The following is a 14,294-nucleotide window of genomic DNA, read 5'->3' as shown; positions in this document are numbered from 1 at the left end:
GCCAGTCCGGAAGAAAAAGGCCCTCCCACATGGGAGGGCTCTGGTCGATCGGCCGATACATTGAGGTTGCCTCGGAGACCATGCGGCACTAGCGATCACCGCCTCGGTTGCCCACCTTCCACCCGCTGCGGGACATGCCGGAACAGCGACCGCAACACGATCAAGGTCGGGAAGCTGAAGCGCTAATCAGCCTCGGGGAAACCACGTCAGACCTAGGTCTTACGCGCTCCGGCAAAGGTCCTAGCCGCGTTGCAGAATCCGATCGGCGCTGCCATTCCTAGTTGAGCGCCATTCCTTTGGCGCTAGTGATCCCAGAGCGCGACCCGCCAGCACTGCTGCGCTCTGGGGTCCACCCTACCCCCAAATCTTACGAGCATTTCTGCCCCTAGCCACCATTCGACATCGTCGAGTCCCCGAGTCCGCGCGATCTATCCGACGGGCGCACCGAGGGGCGGTCACTATGTGAGACCTTCAAGCTATCGAACACGCGACATGATTACTTTCTGGCGGTAAACGAAGAGCAGTTTGTCAGAGCATTTGACTTGTCAGACGAAGCTTCGCCTTTGCGTCAGGCGATCGGTCGCCTCGGCACGCCAATTGTCCACCTCAGCATGCACGGCAACGACCAGGGGATTTGCCTTACAGACGGGACGATGATCGACTGGGAATACCTACTCGGGATCCTAACCCCCTTGAACAACGGACTTGAATGGGGAGTGTTCGTAACACTCTCGACGTGTGGAGGTGCTGCGGCTGCTCGGATGTCGATGTATACCGAGGAGCACCGAAAGCCGCTGTATGCGACCCTTGGCAGCACCGAAAACATACCGTGGGACGACGCTCTGGTTGCCTACACCGTTTTCTACCACAACCTGTTTAAGCTGAAACTGCCGGCTACTTGTGTGGAACTGATGCGGGCGGCCTCCGGTCACAACAGTTTTCAGTTCTATGGTGGGGCCGAACAGAAGAGAGCCTTTATCGAGTTCGTCAACAAGCAACGGCTGGTAGAGGCGCTGACTCGGGACTAGACGTCGCAACCTCTACCCTCTTCTGAGGGCAAAAGTTGAGACATCGGGGAAGTGTTCTGAATGCCTGAAACAACGAAACGGCGGCTGGATAAACTCCAAGAGCTTGGTGAGCGTCTTCTCGACGGAGGACGGCTCCACAAAACCCTCATTGCGATCGGTGCGGCGTCAATCGGCCCTGGGGCGCTCTATGGGGTCATTCATGCGCTCATTACAGGCGAGGTCAGCAGGCGTGGGGCCGTCATATTGACGGCCAACGAAAATCCCTTCGAATTCTACACCCTGATGCTCGTTGGCAGCGTAGGAGCTACCCTTGGTACCCTTATGGCTGCAGCCTTACTGGTCGTGGTGCTGAAAAGGCGCGCGTCGAGCTCGAGAAACTGAGACGTCGGGGAACCGGGCCTTAGGTCCGGCTCCCTATTTAGGCATGCGGGATCAGCAACGCATTCGATCGGCGTCGAGACTGAGGCCGGTTCCTTTCACTGATGACGGAAGATATTGGCAATATCAGCGGTAAAGCCAGAGGGAGACCGAGCTTGGAAGCCATCGAAGTAGGCGTACGTACAGCGCGATGGCATGTATCTGGAACTATCTGATACCGGCGCTGCAAAGGCCGTTGCGGAAGTGTTCTATTCTGACGAAACCGGTCTGATTCTGTCGCTCACGTGAGCGCCGCTGGGATTGGTTGCCGCGCGTCTGAAATGCCTGAGCGAAACTGACGGAGAGCGGGCTTGCGGACTGAACATTACCGGCAGAAATGCCTCGAATGCGGCGCAGAGCATGTTGTCACGGAAGAGTACCATGACAACGCCACGTACAACCAAGAACACATGACAGTGTCATGTGTACGCTGCCAAACGACGCTGGCGTCAGCTACGTGTGCACGCCTTTCTGCGCATCTCGCCTGACAACGGGCACTCTGGGGCGCCTCGCGGTCTGCCTTTACCTTCTGCAGGTCGATGATGGTCATCAGACGATCTGGACGTGGTAGATGATGAAGTAGACGAGCCAAGCAAGGCCGCCGAGGATGGTGACAAACCGGGCGGGCTGGGCGTACCCTTGGATAGTGGGCTGAAAGCAGTATTGCTCGTCCATCAACCAGAGGAGTTTAGGGGTGATGGCTAAAGGTCAGGTTCGAAGCAACAAAGAGACGCGCAAGCCGAAGAAGGACAAGGTCGAGAAAACGGCACCAGCCCCGGGCTCGCAGGTAAAGAACAGCGAGAGCACGCTCAAAAAGAAGTGAGTGTCGCACGCTACGGCGGGCCTTGAGTCGCATGTCACTGACCTCGCCCCGCTTGCCTGTTCATCTCCGGTTTTGGTTGGCGTGGTAGAATTCACTCCTCGGATGCATCCAAAAGGAGTGAAGCATGAGCCGAAATACCCTCATTGCAATCATTGCTGCCGTGGTAGTGATCCTTGGCGTCGTCTTCCTGATGCCGAAGAAGGAAGCGACCACAGAAACTGCGACAACTCCGGCGACCACGACTGAGCCAGCAACCTCGCAGCCGTCGACAACCCCGTCCACGACGACAGAGCCAACGACAACGGCGCCGTCCACCACAACCACGACACCGACAACGTCGAAGCCTTCAACTACCGAGCCGTCGACAACGGCGCCGTCAACGTCTGAGCCATCAACAACGACCCCGACTACTCAGCCGTCTACGACGCAACCTTCGACTACAGCGCCTGCGCAATAAACTTTCAAGTGTCGCGACCGTGGTCGCCCCAGACAGGAAAAGCCGCCCGGTGACAAATCGGGCGGCTTTACTTTTACAAGATTACCGAAGAATCCCGCTTCGGCAGGACTAGGAGCAACCCATGAGCCTCAAGCTCAGCTTCCAAGTCCGGATCGGCACTGCTGTTGCCGCTCTCGGCAAGGACCTGGGCAAGCGTCTTGCGAAGGCCGTGGGCTCTTCCATCGACACCAGCCTCTACGCAGACGTCGGCAAACCAGTTGCCGAACGCCGCAGCGCTTTTTCTACATTCTGGGGAACCGGAGAGGTGGCTAGACCCCTCCGGCCCCCGGTTTACCGGCTTATGGAGAGTATGAGTCTCCACTTGCGAACTGAAGGCGCGGTTCGGGTGGCGGAGCGATTCGATGGCTAACCATTACACCCGCAATGCCGACAAGAAGCGGCTTGCAGTTTCGGGTGCGGAGAAACTGAACGTGAACATCCTAATCCCTCACTCTGATCTTGGTGAGGGATTGAGCAGAATTTCTGATTTAGAAACAGATACTTAGAAAATTGATGGCGACCCCTGCAGGATTCGAACCTGCGACAACCTGCTTAGAAGGCAGGTGCTCTATCCAACTGAGCTAAGGGGCCGTCCCGGGCTGCGCCCGACGAATGCGACCGGAGGACCTAGTGGGTCCAGGGCTGCATCCGGTTGAAACGGAAATTGTCCGGATAGGACACGCTCTTGCGCGTCGCTTCCTTCGGGGCGATCACGCGATACTCGATGCCGTTGCGCTCGGCATAGGCAATGGCCTGCTCGGCGTTTTCGAACGTTAGCCGCAGTTGCTGCTTCATGTCGCCGGAGCTGGTGTAGCCCATGATCGGGTCGATGGTGCGCGGCTTTTCCTGATCAAACTCCAGCACCCACAGGTTCGTCTTGGCCTTGCCAGACTGCATGGCGGTCTTTGCTGGACGATAGATCTTTGCGGACATGGTTTCGAACGGCTCCATACTTTCGCTGGCAACATTCACGGGCACCAGCATTCCGTCTTCCCATAACGCAGAATGATCTAAAACGGAATGACTTTTGGCCGGATAAATTCGGCTTTTCAGCAACACGCTTGCGCGGGGCGCAAGCTTCTCCGGCAGGGCGCGCAGTCCGAGCTCAATGAGCGCGGCGCGACGATACCTGACGAAGGGAAAAGACGCTGGGAAATCAAGAACGCCGCCTCGGGCGTTACGATGGTCGGAGTGGAGAGATTCGAACTCCCGACCCTCTGGTCCCAAACCAGATGCGCTACCAGACTGCGCTACACTCCGTGCCAACGGCGCCGGAGATACACGCTTCGCCCTTGGGCTGCAACATCTATTTCTTCGCCGTCCACACTGACGAAATCCTGGCTTCGCTCCACTCGCGATCCGTCGCTGGCAGAAATGTCCCGAAATGGGACAAAAGTGTCGGTTTGTCATTCGAGTTTAGTAATCGCTAAATCCATTGCGGCTAGAGCCAAGTGGTGCACAACCGCACCGCGCCAGCCTCCCGAGCCCGCCCGAGCACTATCCCATGACCGCCCAACTCGATCTCGCAACCGTTCTGCTGCTTCATAAATCGTCGTTCCTCGTCGGCGCGTTCTGCTTTCTTTATGCCCGTTGGCAATCGCCGCGGGATGAAGGGCTTGGGATTCTCGCGAGCGGATTCTTCTTCCTGGCTCTTGCGTCGACGCTCGCCGGCTACGGCGAACAGCAGCTGCTGCCGACCTATCTGTGGACGCTTTCGAGTTTCACGCTCGGTATCGGCGGCTATGCGCTGTTCTGGATCGGCGTGCGCCGCTTGAGCGCTGGCCGCCGACGCAAGGCGGACTGGCTGGCGCTATCGATACCGGCCGCGGGCGCGACAATCGGCCTTGCCACGCATTTCCATGTGGTCAACTACATCCGCGCCAGCGTGTTCAATGCCACCGCCTTTGCTTTCCTGGCGGCGGCCGCCCTTGCCGTCATCGCCGATCGCAACAGGGAGCCACTGCCGGTACGCGCGCTGTTTGCGGCGGCCATGACCGTCGGTGCCAGCCTCTGCCTTGCCGTGGTGATCGGCCTTGTAAAGCCGGGAATCATACCGATCACCACCACCTACGCCTTCTTCCTCTCGATCATCTGCCACTTCGCGATCGCCCTCTTTGCGCTCGTCCTCGTCAAGGAGAGGGCCGAAGCCGAACTCAGATGTTCGGCCGACACCGATGCCTTGACCGGCGCGCGCAACCGACGCTGGTTTCTCACGCAACTGCCTGGATCGGACTGGCATGGCGACTGCCTCGTCGTCATGGATCTGGACTTCTTCAAACGCATCAACGATCGCTACGGCCACCAGGCCGGCGACCAGGCACTGATCGCCTTTGCCGACCTGATGAAGAAAAATCTCAGAAAGGGCGATTGCTTTGCCCGTCTTGGCGGAGAAGAGTTTGGCCTCTATCTGCCGCAGACCAGCGAAGCGCAGGCGCTTGTCATCGCCGAGCGGCTGCGCCGCTCCGTCGAAGAACTCGTGGTGACAGGCAACGGGCAACGCGTGGCACTCAGTGTCAGCATGGGCCTTGCAGCCGGCGGCGACGAAAGTTCGTGGGAGGACCTGTTCAACAGGGCAGACGCGGCGCTCTATCAGGCCAAGAGCAGCGGTCGCAACCGCGTCATGTCATTTTCCTCAGCGACTGCACCTGCTTCAACATCAACGGAGTTGCGTTTCGGCCGGGCCGGCTGAGAAGGATCGGCTACACCTTCCAAAAAAGTAGCGGCCTTCCCGATGGAAAAGCCGCTCCAGATTGGAGGTGTAATGCCTCATACTACTCCTATTGAGAGAAATTGCCTGTGGCAAAATTTCACCTATGCGAGCAAAAAGCTACCATGACGCGTATGTGTGACAACTCCGCACTTCGCGCGGAACGCACGACGTTGTAGAACGCACGCGCAGCCACAATCGCGCTGTCTCTCCTGGAGTTTCGCTTTGCCTTTGTAAAATCCGGTCTCGCTAGTTTCACCCCGTACGCCCGGTAGCGCTCGACGCTATCGGATTGATATTTCACGCGTTCGTCGAGGTGACGGTTCGAGACCGGAATGGCATTGCCGATCTCAAGCCCGGTGCTACACCACCGGGCGGAACCATCACCTACAAACGCTGCCAGACCGCGTCCCCGGAACGGGTACTCAAACCGTCGTCTCGATGGACTTCCTTTTGGAAGAACCAGACGACATGTCTCATACATTGACGGTCCTGTGGACCATTGAACCACAAACCGCGCCCCGCCCCTGGCTTGCCTGCAGCCGCTGCCGCGGAGCGCGCCCCTTCGAGTGCAGCGGCAAGACGCGGCTGAATGCCAACGGCCGGCGACTCGATGCCTGGCTGATCTATCGCTGCGCCGATTGCGACGACACCTGGAATCGCCCGATCTTCGAGCGGCAGAATGTCCGCGACATTGCGCCACAAACGCTCGATGCGCTTCAGAACAACGACCCACACTGGATTCGCCGGGTCTCGTTCGACGTCGAGGGACTGCGCCGAAGCACCGACAGGATCGAAGAATTCGCCGATTGCCATGTGACAAGGCGCGTCGTCGCTCGGCCAGGGGACATCTGCACCCATATTAAGATCGTCCTTGAGGTGCCGATGCCGATCCGCGTGCGCGCCGATCGCCTGCTGTCGACGGAACTCGGACTGTCGCGCAACAGGCTAGGCCGGCTTGAAGAAGCAGGACGGCTTACGCTGCAGTCTGGCTCACGCAAGGCGTTGCAACGGCCCATCCGGGACGGGCTGCGTGCGGCTCTCGATCTGTCGGACGAAGGCGATCGAGCCGAAATCGCCGATCGCGCAGGCGGAATTTTGCAACCGGCATGAACGCTTCGAGAAGCGCCAGCGACACGTCGGCGCTTCCTCGTCTCGGAAACATCGGTCAGAACTTCACACCGACGCCGATGGTGAACTGCTGCTGGTCGAGATCAACGTTGACGCCGCCGACGTCCTTGTCGCCATAGTCGTTGTAGCGATACTCGGCGCGTCCGAAGACGTTGTCCGTAAACGAGTAGTCGACACCAGCGCCAATCGTCCAACCGTTGAAGGTCTCTTTCTCCTTCGACGCTCCGGGCACGTCAACGAAGCCCCGCGTGACCGCCCACCCCCCTGCCCCGTAGAGCAGCGCCTTGTCGTTCAGCACGTAGCCGACACGCCCGCGAATTGCGCCGGAGACATCGGTACCGACGTCAGCGGACGTGCCGCCTACATCGAATCTCTTGTCGTTCCAGTTGTAGTTGACATCACCCTCGATGCCGTAAACCCAATCACCCTGTTGATAATTGAAACCGGCAAAGGCACCGAGCAGGCCGCCATTGAAATCTTCAGAACCGCTACCGCCGGGCGCGCTGAAATCGCCCTTCAGCCAGCCGCCGCCGCCCTGAAGGCCGACATAACCGCCGGTCCATACGAAAACCGGCGGCGTTTCGACAACCGGCGCTGGCTCCAGCGCCGGCGTCAGGTCTGCCGCCATCGCTGTTTGTGTGAACGCAGAGGCCGCCACGATCGCAAAAAGCACACTCCGGATCATCACAGATGCCTCCTGTCGCCTTCGGCAGAACATTAGCAACTTATTAAGTTTAAGTCTGCCCAAAAGGCTTTGCCGTCGTCATCGAAAGGATCGATTCGTCTCGATACAGGTGATTTAGGCGCTGATCCTCGAACTACAAGGCCAACGGATGCCAGCTGTCGATTTGTGATCATCACCCCCGGGGATCATCGCCCCGGGAATCGAGCGCCTTCAAGACGATCTCCGGCCCGAATAGCAAGGCGTTTGACGGTGCCGGCATTGAGCTCGAGCACGAAGGCGACCGGTTCACCGGAATCAATGATCGCTTCGGAAAATGGGACGGCATCCTCGCGGATCGTCCGCACGACGCCCCTGTTGTCGATGAACAGCATGTCGAGCGGAAGATAGGTGTTCTTCATCCACATCATCACGCGGCGTGTCTCACCGAAATCGAACAGCATGCCGTGATCCGGTGCCATCGACTTGCGGAACATCAGCCCCTGCTCGCGCTGGTCGGGATCGACCGCGAGCTCGACGGTCAATTCGTGCACCTTCCCGTCGGCGGTCACAATCCGCATCTTGTCCTTGGTGAACTCGACCTCGGCCAAAGCGACAATGGTGAAGACGAACAACAAAAAAAGCGCCAACAGGGCGCTTTTTCCGGAAAGGTTTCGTGCCGCAAGCATCAGTGCGACCGGCTTGTCGGCGACGGGCCGTCCGGATGGATTTCGGCAGCCATCAAGCCCTTTTCGCCATCGCCAAAGCGCACCAGGACAACCTGTCCGGGACGAAGCTCGGTGAGACCGAAGCGCCGCAGGGTCTCCATATGAACAAAGATGTCCTCGGTCCCTTCGCCGCGTGTCAGGAAGCCGAAGCCCTTGGTGCGGTTGAACCACTTGACCAGGACCCGTTCAAGACCGCTGGTCGGCGTCACCTGCACGTGGGTGCGCACCGGGGGAAGCTGAGACGGGTGTACCGCGGTCGACTGATCCATGGACAGGATGCGGAACGCCTGGTAGCCGCGATCCCGCTTCTGAATCAGAGCCACGACCCGCGCGCCCTCAAGAACCGTCTGGTAACCGTCGCGCCGAAGGCAGGTCACGTGGACCAGCACGTCCTGCATGCCGTTGTCAGGCACGATGAACCCGAAGCCCTTGGCGACGTCGAACCATTTGATCACGCCCGTGATTTCGATGAGGTCGAGAGCGTCACTGCCAAAGTCGTCACCATGCATGACGTCTTTTGAAGATGTCCTATCCGCCATTCTCTCCCAGCCCCTCGTTTACGCGCAACTACCAATACGGTTAACTGATTCTTATTGACCAGAATAACATCGTCCCGCCGCGGATACGCAAGACCCTCGGCATATTTTGGCCGAGATCTAATATGCGGACGCTGCCTTGCCTCTGGCTTGCTGGCAGCTCAGTATACGCCATCTTCTGCAAAACAGGGACATTGCAATGCGCTATCTGCACACGATGGTTCGCGTCAAGAATTTGGACGAGGCCTTGAACTTCTACTGCACGCTTTTCGGCCTGACCGAAATCCGCCGTTACGAGAACGAGAAAGGCCGCTTCACGCTGGTTTTCCTCGCCGCCCCCGGCGACATCGATCGCGCCCGCGGGGAGCTCTCACCCTGCCTCGAACTCACCTACAACTGGGATACGGAAGACTATACGGGCGGGCGCAATTTCGGCCACCTTGCCTATGAGGTCGACGATATCTACGGTTTCTGCCAGCACCTGATGGACAATGGCGTCACCATCAACCGCCCGCCGCGCGACGGCCATATGGCCTTCGTACGCTCCCCAGATGGCATTTCGATCGAAATCCTGCAGAAGGGCGAGAACCGTCCGGCGCAGGAGCCCTGGGCTTCGATGGCCAATACCGGCGCATGGTAAGCCCCGCGCAATTCTGACTGGCGAGGATACCCCTATGTGGCCGGTCTCACCGGCTGGCATGGCCGAGTCGCCGATCAGCAGCAGCTATGAATGATCTAAGGCCCGGTCGATCCGGGCCTTTGCATGTGTGCAACATGCGGGCTCAAGGTTAGCGCCGGTTTACAAATCGCGTGTCGTTGAGTATTTTTTCGCGCGAAACGTTGATACCGGGTCCTATCCGCGATGTCTCGTGGCGACGACCCCCTTTGTACTTGGCCTGATCTTTTCCCGTGGCGTTCATTCGGATCGCCGCGAGAAACATGAGTTTGTTTGTTCTGAGCGATGTTTCGGAACTGAGACTTAATGCATGAGAAGGCGGGGGCTTCGCCGATCATGCACGGAGAGCGGGGATAGGACGTTGCAACATCCGGGTACAAAGGGTGCAGTGCTCGCTGCCATTGCGCGGGCCGCTGCCTTATCCGTTTCACTCCTGGCGCTCAGCGGCTGCGTGTCGGCCGTTGCCGACAACGACGTGACCACCGGGCTGGACCTTGAGGGGCAGACCGCAGCCCAGGCGGCACAATCGGCTGGGCAGGGCCCGGTCCGGGATGCGCAGGTGGCCGCCATGGGCAGCGATCCGCAAGCGCAGCAGGCTGCCACGGCGCAGGACCCCACCCAGGCCCAGTCCCTGACGATGCAGACCACAGGCCTGCGCGCCGCCTCTTCCAGCATCTATGGACAGGCCGTAGCGACGCAGGGCACGCCGAACACCCAGCCGCAGGCCAATGGTGCCGTGCCGCTGCCGGCCGGCCAGCCCGCCATGAACGCGACCACCAACAGCCTGTTCAGCGGCACTCAGCGACAGCCTCGGCCGATCATGACGCCGCAACAGGGTGCCGCCAAAGAGACCACCGCTCAGCCGGCAGACACGGCGGTCACCGCCTACGCTCCCACTCCGGCGCCGGACGCCGTCCCCGTACCGCTCAGCGCCGAGGCTGCCACCGGCAGTGAAAATTCGGCTGCACTTCAGGCCGTGGCCAACGCGGAGGTTGCGCCAGCCGCGACGGAAGTGGCAATCGCAGGACCGATGCAGGCGACCGCGGAGGCAAAGGAAAGCAACGGCGACCAGGAAGCGCCGAAAACCTGGACACTCGCAACGCTCTTTGCCGGGAAACGCAAGGAGAAACAGCAGGAAGCGCTGCGCGCTGCGCAGCCGGCGGAAAAGAAGACGATTACCACCAGCAACGCCAGCCAGCCGCAGACAGCATCCCTCGCCTACACGCTTCCGGGCGTCAAACTGAATTCGCTCTACAATTTCGAGCACGAAGAGCATCTCGGCGACGACGACGACAGCGCGCCGGTGCAGGTTGCATCCCTTTCGGGCCTGGCGCGGCTGGCACCGAGCGGACTGATTCTTCAGACGGAAAAGGTCGATGCCGGTTGCTTCAAGCCCGAGCTCATGCAGATGCTGAAGAAGGTGGAATCACATTACGGCAAACAGGTCATGGTGACCTCCGGCCTCAGACCGATCAAGGTCAACCGCGCGAAGCAGTCGCTGCATACGCGCTGCGAGGCAGCAGACATTCAGGTCCAGGGCGTCAGCAAGTGGGATCTTGCCGAATTCCTGCGCAGCGTTCCCGGCCGCGGCGGCGTCGGCACCTATTGCCACACGGAGTCGGTCCATATCGACATCGGCACGCAGCGGGATTGGAACTGGCGCTGCCGGCGCGGCAAAGGCTGAAGCCAACCGCTTGTTTCCATGAGTTATTCCACGCAAGGTGCCCTCCGGCCCGCGACTGTGGAATTTTTACAGAAATATGAAATTTGCCGCTTGCGGTTCTGAAATCCTCTGGCTATAAGGCGCCCACACAGCGAGTGCGCCCTTCGTCTATCGGTTAGGACACCAGATTTTCATTCTGGGAAGAGGGGTTCGACTCCCCTAGGGCGTGCCACTGTGTTGAATTTCTCCCTCACACAAATCGCCATTTTCCTCATCTGAAACAGTGATTTTCTGTCTCGGACACATCTCCGATTCCGGCCTGTCGCGCGTCGAATTTTTCTCGCTGTTTTTAACAGGAAAAGCACAAAAATCCTGAGATTGGCGCTTGCGGTATCCAGAGTCGCTGGCTATAAGGCGCCCACACAGCGAGTGCGCCCTTCGTCTATCGGTTAGGACACCAGATTTTCATTCTGGGAAGAGGGGTTCGACTCCCCTAGGGCGTGCCACTGTGTTGAATTTCTCCCCCACACAAATCGTCATTTTCCTCATCTGAAACAGTGATTTTCTGTCTCGGACGCACCTCCGATTCCGGCCTGCCGCGCGTCGAATTTTTCTCGCTGTTTTTAACAGGAAAAGCACAAAAATCCTGAGATTGGCGCTTGCGGTATCCAGAGTCGCTGGCTATAAGGCGCCCACACAGCTAGTGCGCCCTTCGTCTATCGGTTAGGACACCAGATTTTCATTCTGGGAAGAGGGGTTCGACTCCCCTAGGGCGTGCCACTGTGTTGAATTTCTCTCCCACATTTCCAATATCGCTACACAGCAATTAGCGCCTGCGGCTCACTTTCGATCGAATCCCGCGATCCTATCGCCGGAGCGATGCGGTTGAATTTATCTCGTGGTTTGCGCTGAAAGAGCATAATATCCGCAGATAAACTGTGCACGGTCGCAAGACTGCATTGCAAATCATCAGCGAGAAGCATGGGCGCCCATCGTCTAGCGGTCAGGACGCCGCCCTCTCACGGCGGTAACACGGGTTCGAGTCCCGTTGGGCGTGCCAAGATCCCCAAGGCCAGCAGAAGCAAGCGCGGTCAGCCAACCAACGTTCTCAAGGGATTTGCGTACGTCACCTGGACGAAAACACCGTAAGAGCCAAGACGGTCATGCCTAGTCATGGCGGTGCAGGAACGACATCCAGAGCCCTTCCAGGATTACCAGGGCGTGATACAGCGCAAAAAGCCCAAGCGCCGCACATACGGCCAAAAACCCAAAACCGGCGATCCACACGCAGTACTCGGTTGTGCAGGGATCATTATTTTCCAGGTACGACCAAGCTGTGGGCACAAACACTAAAACAGCCAGTATTATCGCCAATCTGGATTTGACGGTCAGCAACGAACTCCCCCTAAACGCCTCGTCGAAGCGGCCATGCTACCACCCCTGCATCCACGGGTGCAATGTGTGCTTGTCTCGGCCATCACCGTGAAATCAGTGATAGTGCACGGATGGTTGAGGCAACGCCAATCGCCAATGCGCCGGAATCCATGTCGGCGCGAACGCGCGTATCAAAACGCCCTCGCTGCATCCGTGACGCGAAGCTGCACCCGGCGCTGCCCTTGCCACAAATCCGCCGAGACCGAGCCTGCGACGTGAATGGACGCCCCGCGGCTCGCGAGCAGGAAATCGCCGAGCGGCGTCTCCGTTGCCCGGAACGCGATGCCGTCGAGCCGGCTGCCGTCCTGGCCCTCCAGCGTCACCTTGATGTGGTTGGCGCCCACTTGCCGGCTGTCGCGCAGTCGATGCTGCGGGAAGGCAAAGACCGGCTGCGGGTGGGCCGAGCCGTAGGGGCCGGCCTGCTCCAGGAGATCGATGAGTTCCAGCGTCGCACCGGAGGCGGCGAGCGCGCCATCGACCTTGAGCGTCTGGATGGCGACGAGGTCGCGCACTGCCACTTCGGCACGTTCCTCGAAGAATTGCCGGAGCTTGCCGAGCTTCGTGCGCTCGACTGTCAGGCCAGCAGCCATCGCATGACCGCCGCCTTTGATCAGAAGGCCCCCATCGGCCGCGGCGCGGACCATCTTGCCCATATCAAAGCCATTGATCGAACGGCCAGAGCCGGTGCCGCGCCCGTTCGGGTCGAAGGCGATGGCAAAGGTCGGGCGGCGGAACTTCTCCTTGATGCGAGCGGCGAGCAGACCGACGATGCCGGGATGCCAGTTCTCACGCGCCGTGACGATCACCGAGGCGCCCTCGCCCGTGCCGTACTCCGCAAGGACCTCAGCCTCGGCCTCGGCCAGCATGGCGGCTTCCATGGCCTGCCGCTCGCGGTTGAGTTCATCAAGCTGTGCGGCGATCTTTTCCGCCGCTCCGGCATCGTCCATGGCCAGAAGCCGGCTGCCGAGCGCTGCATCGCCGATGCGGCCACCGGCGTTGATTCGCGGCCCCACCAGAAATCCCAGGTGATAGGGCGTGACCGGGCCGCCGATCGCTGCCTTCCGCAGCAACGCCGCGAGCCCGACATTGCCCATATGCCGTGCAGCAATCAGTCCTTTGACGACATAGGCCCGATTGAGCCCCTTGAGCGGCACGACGTCACAGACGGTGGCAAGCGCCACCAGATCGAGCTGGGCCAGCAGATCGAAGGATGCAACACGGCCATCGCCGGCATTGCGCAGAACGCGCAAGGTGTTGACCAGAACGAGATAAACGACGCCGGCAGCACAGAGATGTCCCTGCCCTGAAAGATCGTCTTCCCTGTTGGGATTGACGAGCGCATGGCAGACCGGCAGCGCAGAGCCAACCTGGTGGTGGTCGATGACGACGACATCGACCTCGCGTTGCGCCGCCACGGCAAGCGCCTCATGGCTCGTCGAGCCGCAGTCGACGGTCACGATGAGATCCGCGCCATTGTCGACCAGTTGTTCGATCGCCGTCGGATTCGGCCCGTAGCCCTCGAAAATCCGATCGGGAATATAGATCTCCGCGTCGATGCCGAAGTGACGGAGGAAGCGGGCCATAAGGGCCGACGAGGCAGCACCATCGACGTCGTAGTCACCGAAGACAACGACCTTTTCACGCCGCTTGATGGCGGCCGCCAGGCGATCAGCGGCCTTGCGGCAATCGGTCAGCGTATCCGGATCCGGCATCAGTGAGCGCAGCGTCGGATCGAGGAAGCTTGCGGCATCGTCGAGCACGACGCCGCGGCCGGCAAGCACGCGACCGAGCAGATCGGAATAGCCGTGGATCTGGCTGATGGCGAGTGCCCGGTTCTGGCCCGCCTGATCAAGCCGCGACACCCAGCGCTGGCCGCTGATCGACTGCTCGACGCCGAGAAAGGCCCGCTGTACCGGATCCACCAATTCTTCCATGCTCGTCCCACCCGCCTGCGCTTAACGTTTCTTAGCGCATAACCCCGACAATCGTGACCG

14 protein-coding genes and 6 tRNA genes are annotated in these 14,294 nt (G+C 59.7%); 12 read left to right on the top strand and 8 right to left on the bottom strand.

Features of this window, described 5'->3' with window-relative positions:
- The first annotated feature begins 542 nt into the window (after window positions 1–542).
- From PWG15_RS07130 to PWG15_RS07115, 4 genes are all read left to right on the top strand, one after another.
- The gene (locus tag PWG15_RS07130; RefSeq protein WP_275023721.1) at window positions 543–1,028 is read left to right on the top strand and encodes a hypothetical protein; all 486 of its coding nucleotides are present in this window, start codon (window positions 543–545) and stop codon (window positions 1,026–1,028) included.
- Window positions 1,029–1,088: 60 nt separating this feature from the next.
- Window positions 1,089–1,409, top strand: coding sequence for a hypothetical protein (locus tag PWG15_RS07125; protein WP_275023720.1), 321 nt, complete (start codon window positions 1,089–1,091; stop codon window positions 1,407–1,409).
- A 733-nt stretch (window positions 1,410–2,142) separates the two neighbouring features.
- Window positions 2,143–2,268 carry a hypothetical protein gene (locus tag PWG15_RS07120; RefSeq protein ID WP_275023719.1) on the top strand — a complete coding sequence of 42 codons (126 nt, stop codon included), beginning with the start codon at window positions 2,143–2,145 and terminating at the stop codon, window positions 2,266–2,268.
- 578 nt (window positions 2,269–2,846) lie between these two features.
- Complete coding sequence (locus PWG15_RS07115) at window positions 2,847–3,134, top strand: hypothetical protein (RefSeq protein WP_275023718.1); 288 nt, start codon at window positions 2,847–2,849, stop codon at window positions 3,132–3,134.
- Between the two features lie 144 nt (window positions 3,135–3,278).
- On the opposite strand, the gene PWG15_RS07110 is transcribed toward PWG15_RS07115, so the two are convergent.
- The 3 genes from PWG15_RS07110 to PWG15_RS07100 all read right to left on the bottom strand — a co-directional run bounded on the left by PWG15_RS07110 (window position 3,279) and on the right by PWG15_RS07100 (window position 4,024).
- A tRNA-Arg gene (locus tag PWG15_RS07110) sits at window positions 3,279–3,355 on the bottom strand.
- A 36-nt stretch (window positions 3,356–3,391) separates the two neighbouring features.
- Window positions 3,392–3,748, bottom strand: a complete 357-nt coding sequence (locus PWG15_RS07105; protein ID WP_275023717.1) for an ETC complex I subunit — start codon at window positions 3,746–3,748, stop codon at window positions 3,392–3,394.
- A 199-nt stretch (window positions 3,749–3,947) separates the two neighbouring features.
- Window positions 3,948–4,024: transfer RNA gene (locus PWG15_RS07100), tRNA-Pro, on the bottom strand.
- Between the two features lie 244 nt (window positions 4,025–4,268).
- Here PWG15_RS07100 and PWG15_RS07095 point away from each other — a divergent pair.
- Together PWG15_RS07095 and PWG15_RS07090 are read left to right on the top strand one after the other, a co-directional pair.
- The gene (locus tag PWG15_RS07095) at window positions 4,269–5,453 is read left to right on the top strand and encodes a GGDEF domain-containing protein (protein WP_275023716.1); all 1,185 of its coding nucleotides are present in this window, start codon (window positions 4,269–4,271) and stop codon (window positions 5,451–5,453) included.
- 489 nt (window positions 5,454–5,942) lie between these two features.
- Window positions 5,943–6,584 (top strand): DUF1062 domain-containing protein, encoded by a 642-nt coding sequence (locus PWG15_RS07090; protein ID WP_275023715.1) that lies wholly within the window; start codon window positions 5,943–5,945, stop codon window positions 6,582–6,584.
- A 55-nt stretch (window positions 6,585–6,639) separates the two neighbouring features.
- On the opposite strand, the gene PWG15_RS07085 is transcribed toward PWG15_RS07090, so the two are convergent.
- The 3 genes from PWG15_RS07085 to PWG15_RS07075 all read right to left on the bottom strand — a co-directional run bounded on the left by PWG15_RS07085 (window position 6,640) and on the right by PWG15_RS07075 (window position 8,530).
- Window positions 6,640–7,287 (bottom strand): outer membrane protein, encoded by a 648-nt coding sequence (locus PWG15_RS07085; protein WP_275023714.1) that lies wholly within the window; start codon window positions 7,285–7,287, stop codon window positions 6,640–6,642.
- A 185-nt stretch (window positions 7,288–7,472) separates the two neighbouring features.
- Window positions 7,473–7,952 (bottom strand): DUF192 domain-containing protein, encoded by a 480-nt coding sequence (locus PWG15_RS07080; protein ID WP_275023713.1) that lies wholly within the window; start codon window positions 7,950–7,952, stop codon window positions 7,473–7,475.
- Entirely contained in the window at window positions 7,952–8,530 is a 579-nt protein-coding gene (locus tag PWG15_RS07075) for a cold-shock protein (RefSeq protein WP_043623636.1), read from the bottom strand. Before PWG15_RS07075 ends, PWG15_RS07080 begins: the two co-directional genes overlap by 1 nt.
- 196 nt (window positions 8,531–8,726) lie before the next feature.
- On the opposite strand from PWG15_RS07075, the gene PWG15_RS07070 reads away from it, so the two are divergent.
- The 6 genes from PWG15_RS07070 to PWG15_RS07045 all read left to right on the top strand — a co-directional run bounded on the left by PWG15_RS07070 (window position 8,727) and on the right by PWG15_RS07045 (window position 11,926).
- The gene (locus PWG15_RS07070; protein ID WP_057255868.1) at window positions 8,727–9,167 is read left to right on the top strand and encodes a VOC family protein; all 441 of its coding nucleotides are present in this window, start codon (window positions 8,727–8,729) and stop codon (window positions 9,165–9,167) included.
- 397 nt (window positions 9,168–9,564) lie between these two features.
- Window positions 9,565–10,887: a D-Ala-D-Ala carboxypeptidase family metallohydrolase gene (locus PWG15_RS07065; protein WP_275023712.1), complete on the top strand. Its 1,323-nt coding sequence runs from the start codon at window positions 9,565–9,567 to the stop codon at window positions 10,885–10,887.
- Window positions 10,888–11,023: 136 nt separating this feature from the next.
- Window positions 11,024–11,098, top strand: a tRNA-Glu gene (locus PWG15_RS07060).
- Between the two features lie 199 nt (window positions 11,099–11,297).
- A tRNA-Glu gene (locus PWG15_RS07055) sits at window positions 11,298–11,372 on the top strand.
- Between the two features lie 199 nt (window positions 11,373–11,571).
- Window positions 11,572–11,646, top strand: a tRNA-Glu gene (locus PWG15_RS07050).
- A gap of 205 nt (window positions 11,647–11,851) precedes the next feature.
- Window positions 11,852–11,926 (top strand) — tRNA-Glu (locus PWG15_RS07045).
- A 107-nt stretch (window positions 11,927–12,033) separates the two neighbouring features.
- Here PWG15_RS07045 and PWG15_RS07040 read toward each other — a convergent pair.
- Window positions 12,034–12,261, bottom strand: coding sequence for a hypothetical protein (locus PWG15_RS07040; protein WP_275023711.1), 228 nt, complete (start codon window positions 12,259–12,261; stop codon window positions 12,034–12,036).
- A 170-nt stretch (window positions 12,262–12,431) separates the two neighbouring features.
- On the bottom strand, window positions 12,432–14,234 hold the full coding sequence (recJ, locus tag PWG15_RS07035; RefSeq protein ID WP_275023710.1) for a single-stranded-DNA-specific exonuclease RecJ: 1,803 nt from the start codon (window positions 14,232–14,234) through the stop codon (window positions 12,432–12,434).
- Between the last annotated feature and the right edge of the window lie 60 nt (window positions 14,235–14,294).

Source organism: Ensifer adhaerens, from assembly GCF_028993555.1.
Taxonomy (GTDB): Bacteria; Pseudomonadota; Alphaproteobacteria; order Rhizobiales; family Rhizobiaceae; genus Ensifer; species Ensifer adhaerens_I.
This window is presented reverse-complemented; position numbering and strand designations above follow the sequence as displayed.

Excerpts from the sequence above, each read along its gene's own strand:
- PWG15_RS07075 (WP_043623636.1), bottom strand. The coding sequence starts at position 8,530 with ATGGCGGATAGGACATCTTCAAAAGACGTCATGCATGGTGACGACTTT.
- PWG15_RS07070 (WP_057255868.1), top strand. The coding sequence starts at position 8,727 with ATGCGCTATCTGCACACGATGGTTCGCGTCAAGAATTTGGACGAGGCC.
- PWG15_RS07115 (WP_275023718.1), top strand. The coding sequence starts at position 2,847 with ATGAGCCTCAAGCTCAGCTTCCAAGTCCGGATCGGCACTGCTGTTGCC.
- PWG15_RS07090 (WP_275023715.1), top strand. The coding sequence starts at position 5,943 with ATGTCTCATACATTGACGGTCCTGTGGACCATTGAACCACAAACCGCG.
- PWG15_RS07105 (WP_275023717.1), bottom strand. The coding sequence starts at position 3,748 with ATGCTGGTGCCCGTGAATGTTGCCAGCGAAAGTATGGAGCCGTTCGAA.
- PWG15_RS07095 (WP_275023716.1), top strand. The coding sequence starts at position 4,269 with ATGACCGCCCAACTCGATCTCGCAACCGTTCTGCTGCTTCATAAATCG.
- recJ (WP_275023710.1), bottom strand. The coding sequence starts at position 14,234 with ATGGAAGAATTGGTGGATCCGGTACAGCGGGCCTTTCTCGGCGTCGAG.
- PWG15_RS07120 (WP_275023719.1), top strand. The coding sequence starts at position 2,143 with ATGGCTAAAGGTCAGGTTCGAAGCAACAAAGAGACGCGCAAGCCGAAG.
- PWG15_RS07080 (WP_275023713.1), bottom strand. The coding sequence starts at position 7,952 with ATGCTTGCGGCACGAAACCTTTCCGGAAAAAGCGCCCTGTTGGCGCTT.
- PWG15_RS07085 (WP_275023714.1), bottom strand. The coding sequence starts at position 7,287 with ATGATCCGGAGTGTGCTTTTTGCGATCGTGGCGGCCTCTGCGTTCACA.
- PWG15_RS07125 (WP_275023720.1), top strand. The coding sequence starts at position 1,089 with ATGCCTGAAACAACGAAACGGCGGCTGGATAAACTCCAAGAGCTTGGT.